Source organism: Pseudomonas sp. ES1, assembly GCF_050586605.1.
Taxonomy (GTDB): domain Bacteria; phylum Pseudomonadota; class Gammaproteobacteria; order Pseudomonadales; family Pseudomonadaceae; genus Aquipseudomonas; species Aquipseudomonas sichuanensis.
Genome location: NZ_JBOBDM010000115.1, coordinates 1 through 6,321, shown reverse-complemented (window position 1 = coordinate 6,321; position 6,321 = coordinate 1). Strand labels below are relative to the sequence as shown.

The 6,321-nt window shown below is 64.8% G+C and carries 5 protein-coding genes; 1 reads left to right on the top strand and 4 read right to left on the bottom strand.

Annotated elements, in window-relative coordinates; genetic code table 11:
• Positions 1-15: 15 nt before the first annotated feature.
• The 4 genes from ACQ4N9_RS26300 to ACQ4N9_RS26285 form a co-directional block, all read right to left on the bottom strand.
• Entirely contained in the window at positions 16-1,419 is a 1,404-nt protein-coding gene (locus tag ACQ4N9_RS26300) for a M16 family metallopeptidase (RefSeq protein WP_390970007.1), read from the bottom strand.
• Positions 1,420-1,449: 30 nt separating this feature from the next.
• Positions 1,450-3,108: a Na/Pi cotransporter family protein gene (locus ACQ4N9_RS26295; RefSeq protein WP_390970005.1), complete on the bottom strand. Its 1,659-nt coding sequence runs from the start codon at positions 3,106-3,108 to the stop codon at positions 1,450-1,452.
• 317 nt (positions 3,109-3,425) lie between these two features.
• The gene (locus ACQ4N9_RS26290) at positions 3,426-4,196 is read right to left on the bottom strand and encodes a TerC family protein (protein WP_390970003.1); all 771 of its coding nucleotides are present in this window, start codon (positions 4,194-4,196) and stop codon (positions 3,426-3,428) included.
• A 72-nt stretch (positions 4,197-4,268) separates the two neighbouring features.
• On the bottom strand, positions 4,269-5,576 hold the full coding sequence (locus ACQ4N9_RS26285) for a CitMHS family transporter (protein ID WP_110995041.1): 1,308 nt from the start codon (positions 5,574-5,576) through the stop codon (positions 4,269-4,271).
• Between the two features lie 268 nt (positions 5,577-5,844).
• Between ACQ4N9_RS26285 and ACQ4N9_RS26280 the strand changes: the two genes are divergently transcribed.
• Positions 5,845-6,246, top strand: coding sequence for a GFA family protein (locus ACQ4N9_RS26280; RefSeq protein ID WP_390970001.1), 402 nt, complete (start codon positions 5,845-5,847; stop codon positions 6,244-6,246).
• Positions 6,247-6,321 lie beyond the last annotated feature (75 nt).

Here is a 6,321-nt window from a genome sequence, read left to right as displayed (position 1 = left end):
AACCCCGCCGAACCCCTACTTTCGTGTAGCGCCGCTGGGGCGATTCGCCATTACGCGCCGCCAGCGAACCAGCCCGGCCGCAAGGATCAGCCCGAGTAACAGCGCCACCAACCCATACAGTTCGTCATACCCCAGCAACGGCTTCTCGACGCGCAGGTACCCCGGCTCCTTGAGCATTTCGCGCAGGGCCTCGTTGGCCTGCTTGAGGCTGACCTGGCGCATTGCCCGCACCGGGTCGCTGAAGCGGCCGTTCTCGTAAGCGTTCAGCGCACCCCAGTAATAGTCGGCCAACGCCGTGTTGCCCTGGGTGCTCCAGCTCTCGCGGGCAATCGCCGCGTCCTTGATGCGGGCGAAGGTGTCCGGGTCCAGGCCGTGCTTGCGCAGGTGCTCGAACAACTGCTCGAGCACCTTCACCGCCGCGTCGAGGTCCTGGCGCTCAAGGTCGGCATTGAGGCTCAAGAGGCCGGTGTCGCCGAAGCTCTCGCGTTGGGCCGAGGGGCCGTAGGACAGGCCGTGGCGCAAGCGCAGCTGGTCGTACAGTGCCCAGTCCAGGTAGCGCGAGAGCAGCTCGAGGGTCTGGTCGTTGTCCGTGTCCAGCGTGGGTTCGATGAACAACCAGTGCAGCTTGACGTTGTCGCCCAGCCAGCCACGGGTCAGGTCGCGGCGTTGCTCGGCCTGCTGGCTGATGGTCTCGAGGCTGCGGCGCTCCTCGGGTTCGGTCGCCGGCAGCGCGCCGAAGGTGCGTTCCAGATAGGCCGGCAGCAGGCGGTCGAGGCCGCCGACGACGATCAGGCTCATGTTGTTGGCGGCGTACCAGTGCTCGCGCAGGTGCTGCACCTGCTCCAGGGTCATGTCGTCGAGGTCGGAGCGCTCCTTGCACTTGAGGCCCAGTTCGGTCGCCAGTTGATCGCTGGCTGGGTGGCCGACTTCCTGGCGGTCGAGCCAGCGCTGCAGGTGCCCGTAATGGCCGCCGTCCTCGCGCTCTATGATGCGCTTGGCCGTGGCCAGCGCCTTGGCGTCGATATGGGTGTCGCGCAGCAGCGCCAGCAGCAGGTCGAGCACCTTGCGCTGGTTGCGTGCCGGGGCCTCGATGACGAAGGTGGTGTCGGCGCTGCTGGTGAAGGCGTTCCATTCCCCGCCCAGCTCTTGCAGGCGTTCTTCCAGGCCGCCCTCGCCGGTGTCGTCGATGCCGCTGAACAGCAGGTGTTCGAGCAGGTGCGGCAGCTCGCGCTGGTTGCAGTCGAAGTCGTCCAGGCCCACGCCCACCACCAGGCGGATCGACACATGGTCGCGCTCGTAGCCGGACTTGAGGATCACCTGCAGGCCGTTGGGCAACAGGTAGCCCTCGACCCGCGAGCGATCGAGGGCGAAGGTAGGCAGGCTGGCGATCAGCAGGCAAATGAACATCAGACAACGCATGGGCGAGCTACGGTCTCCGGGGGCAAAGGCTCAAGGCTGGCGGGCTTCGTCCGGCACGCTGTCGAGCATCAGCCCGCCGGTGTCGGTGCCGCCCAGTACCACATAGGCACTGCTGCAGAACAAAGAGTTCAACCGTTTCATGTCGGCAATGAGTTCCAAGTGTAGCGAACTGGTTTCGATACTCTGCACCACTTTACGTTGCAGGCGGCTGACATGGGCATGCGCCAGGCGCCGCTCCTGGGCGCGGAAGCGGCGTTTTTCGCGCAGCAACTGGTGCGCGCTTTGCGGGTCGGCGCTGAGGAACACCGACAGGCCCAGACGCAGGTTGGCGATCAGTTGTTCCTGCAGGCCGGTCAGCTCCTCCAGGCCGGTTTGCGAGAACTCGCGGCGCTGGGAAGTTTTCTGCTGCTGGACCTTGCGCAGCATGCGCTCGATCAGGTCGGTGGCCAGCTTGAGGTTGATTGCCAGCTCGATGATCTCGGCCCAGCGCCGGTTGTCCTGCTCGCTCAGGTCTTCGCGGGGCATCTGTGCCAGGTACAGCTTGATGGCGTTGTACAGCGCCTCGGCGTCTTCGGCGAGGGTACGCACCTGCTGCGGCATCGCGGTCTGGGTGCCGCGCAGGGCGCCAAGCATGGCGTCGAGCAGGCTGTCGACCAGGTCGCCCAGGCGCAGGGTTTCGCGCACCGCATTGGCCAGCGCCAGGCTCGGCGTAGTGAGTGCCGTGGGGTCGAGGTGGCGTGCCTGGGTATGGCCGTTGCCGTTGCCCCGTTCGGGCAGCAGGAAGTTGCACAGGCGGCCCATGGGCTTGACCGTGGGCAGCATCAGCAGGCAGCGCAGGGTGTTGTAGAGCAGGTGGAAGCCGATCACCAGCTCTTGCGGGCTGAAGCTCAGGCTGTCCATCCAGTCCACCAGCGGATGCAGCACCGGGATGATCAGCACCAGGCCGAACAGCTTGTACAGCAGGCTGCCCAATGCCACCCGGCGCCCTGCCGAGTTCTGCAGGCTGGTGGTGAGGAAGGCCAGCAGGCCGCTGCCGATGTTGGCGCCGATCACCAGGCCGATGGCCACCGGCAGGCTGATCACCTCGGCGCCGGCCAGGGTGGCGGTGAGCAGCACGGCGGCCAGGCTGGAGTAGGAAATCATGGCGAACAGCGCGCCGATCAGCGCGTCGAGCAGGATGTCGCCGGTCAGCGAGGCGAACAGCACCTTCACGCCCTGGGCGTGGGTGATCGGGGTGGCGGCGTGGACGATCAGTTGCAGCGCCAGGATGATCAGCCCCAGGCCGATGCCGACGCGGCCCAGTTGGCCGGCGCGGGTCTGCTTGCGCGACAGGAAGAAGATCACCCCGAGGAAGATCAGCAGCGGCGACAGCCAGGACAGGTCGAAGGTCAGCACCCGCGCCATCAGCGCGGTGCCGACGTCGGCGCCGAGCATGATTGCCAGGGCCGGGGTCATGGCCATCAGGCCCTGGCCGACGAACGAGGTGACCAGCATGGCGGTGGCGTTGCTGCTTTGCACCATGGCGGTGACCACGATGCCGGCGATGAACGCCAGCGGGCGCTTGTTCATGTTCTGGCTGAGCACCCGGCGCAGGTTCGAACCATAAACGCGCAGGATGCCGGTACGGACGATGTGCGTGCCCCACACCAGCAGGGCCACGGCGGAGAGCAGGTTGAGCAGGGTCAGCATGGTCGGGCCCCCTTGTTCTTCTGTGCCCCTGGGCGGGGCCAATGGTGCGGCGGTGAGCCTGGCCCGGGGGTGGGCTGGTTTTTCCAGTGCTCACTGAAGCTTTAGTTGTTTTGCGCGGTGGGTGCCAGCTTGGCATGGGTGAAATCTATTTGAAACCTTTCCTGGCCTCATCGCTGGCAAGCCAGCTCCCACCTCGACGGCATAAGCCCTGGTTATGCGCCAACCCTGTGGGAGCCGGCTTGCCGGCGATGAGGCCGGGACAGTCGGCACAAAAAAGGGCCCCGAAGGGCCCTTTCTGTACTACACACTCTTCGGGATTACTGGCCCGGAATGTCCTTGCGCAGTTTCACAGCGTCAGGCTCTTCACCCTTCTTGCGCGCCGCCGCAGTGCGCATGCGGATGTTGATCGCTTCCACCGCCAGCGAGAAGGCCATGGCGAAGTAGACATAGCCCTTCGGCACATGCACGTCGAAAGATTCGGCGATCAGCACGGTACCGACAACGATCAGGAACGAAAGCGCGAGCATCTTCAGCGATGGGTGCTTGTCGATGAAGTCGCTGATGGTACCGGCGCAGAGCATCATCACCAGTACTGCGACGATGATCGCGGCGATCATCACCGGCACGTGGGAAACCATGCCCACGGCAGTGATCACCGAGTCCAGCGAGAACACGATGTCGATGATGGCGATCTGGATGATGGTGTAGAAGAACTTGCCGCCCGCGCCTTTGGGCTGGTCCGGGCTTTCGTCCTCGCCTTCCAGGCCGTGGTAGATCTCTTGCGAGCTTTTCCACAGCAGGAACAGGCCACCGAAGAACAGGATCAGGTCGCGCCCGGAGATGCCTTGGCCGAATACATGGAACAGGTCGTCGGTCAGGCGCATGACCCAGGTGATCGACAGCAGCAGCAGGATCCGCGTGACCATGGCCAGGGCCAGGCCGAAGATCCGCGTGCGCGGCTGCATGTGCTTGGGCATGCGGCTGACCAGGATCGAGATCATGATGATGTTGTCGATCCCAAGCACGATCTCAAGGGCCGTGAGGGTGAAAAAGGCAACCCAGATTTCCGGGCTGGTCAGCCATTCCATGTGTATTCCTTCGAGCGGTAATGGCAAAGCGCCCGGAGGGCGGGCGCTTTGCGGTTGGATAAAGCGTGTGTATTACAGACTGCTGAACAGCGGGAATGTCCCCAGGGCCAGCGCGCCGAACATTATGCACAGGCACACCAGCACTGCCCACTTGAGGGTGAAGCGCTGGTGATCGCCGAACTCGATGCCGGCCAGGGCCACCAGCAGATAGGTGGAGGGTACCAGCGGGCTGAGCAGGTGTACCGGCTGGCCGACGATCGATGCGCGGGCCATTTCCACCGGGGTGACGCCGTAGTGGCTGGCGAACTCCGACAGCACCGGCAGCACGCCGTAGTAGAAGGCGTCGTTGGACATGAAGAAGGTGAACGGCATGCTGACCAGGGCGGTGATCACCGCCATGTATGGGCCGAACGCTTCCGGGATCACCGCCAGCAGGCTCTTGGACATGGCGTCGACCATGCCGGTGCCCGATAGGATGCCGGTGAAGATGCCGGCGGCGAAGATCAGCCCGCTCACGGCCAGCACGCTGGAGGCGTGGGCGCCGATGCGGTCCTTCTGCTGCTGCAGGCACGGGTAGTTGACGATCATGGCGATACTGAAGGCGATCATGAACAGCACCGGCAGCGGCAGCACGCCTGCGATCAGCGCGACCATCAGGGCGGCGGTCAGGGCGCCGTTGAACCAGATCAGCTTGGGCCGGCGCGCTTCGGGGAACTGCGACACGCTGATTTCGCTGTGGTCGATGTCATCGGTCGGCAGGTGCAGTTCACCCAGGCGGGCACGTTCACGCAGGCCATACCAGTAGGCGATGGCGAGGATCGCCAGCACACCGAAGGCCATGGCCGGGATCATCGGCACGAAGATGTCCGAGGGGTCTACGTGCAGGGCACTGGCGGCGCGGGCAGTCGGGCCGCCCCAGGGGGTCATGTTCATCACCCCGCCGGCCAGGATGATCAGGCCGGCCATGATCCGCGGGCTCATCCCCAGGCGGCTGTACAGCGGCAGCATGGCGGCGCAGCAGATCATGTAGGTGGTGGCGCCGTCACCGTCGAGGGAGACGACCAGGGCCAGCACGGCGGTGCCGACCGAGACTTTCAGCGGGTCGCCCTTGACCAGCTTGAGGATCTTGCGCACGGCCGGGTCGAACAGGCCGGAATCGATCATCAGGGCGAAGTACAGGATGGCGAACATCAGCATCACGCCGGTGGGCGCAAGCTTGCTGATGCCTTGCAGCATCATCGGGCCGATGTCGCTGTAGAAGCCGCCGAACAGGGCGAACAGGATCGGTACCAGGATCAGCGCGATCAAGGCCGACAGGCGCTTGGTCATGATCAGGTACATGAAGGTGATGACCATGGCAAAGCCGAGGAAGGTCAGCATGGCGGTACTCCAGGCGTGGCGCGGCGAAAGGAAGGACGATTCGGGCGGATCAGCGCGTCAGGCGCTGCGCGGGGAGTAGGCGAAGAGGGACTGCGGGAAGGCGGGCACAGGAAAACATCAGAATCACCATTGTTGTTGTTGATTGGGCCGGGCACGGAAGTTTCCGGGTGCCCTGGCTGACCGGTCTGCTGCCGGTAGTGGCGCTATCCTATGTGCGCAAGCTTTCAGCCAGCTTTCGACCAGTGCAAGGCGACGGGAGGTCATGACGATGGCGCGTATCGAACAAGGGGGTTGCCATTGCGGCGCCCTGCGTTACCGGTTGCGGGGCGACCTGGGTGATGTTGCCCACTGTCATTGCTCGATCTGTCGGCGGGTCAGTGGCGGCACGCTGGTGACCTGGGTCACGCTGGCCGCTGAGGATTTCGAGTGGTTGGCGGGCTCGCCGCAGCGGTATGTGGCGCCGGCTGGGTGCAGCCGTTATTTCTGTGGGGGTTGTGGGGCCCATGTGGCGCTGGTGACCGAGCGCAGCCCGCAGACGATCGATGTGACGGTGGCGACGCTGGATCATCCTGAGCGGGTGCCGGCCCAGCGGCATATCTGGGTGGGGAGCCGGCTGCCCTGGTTGCAGGTGGGTCAGGGGTTGCCGGAGGAGGACGAGGAAAGCCTATAGGGCATTGTGCTGCCTCTTCTGGCCCTATCGCCGGCAAGCCGGCTTCCACAGGGTTGTGCGACCCCCCATGGGGGA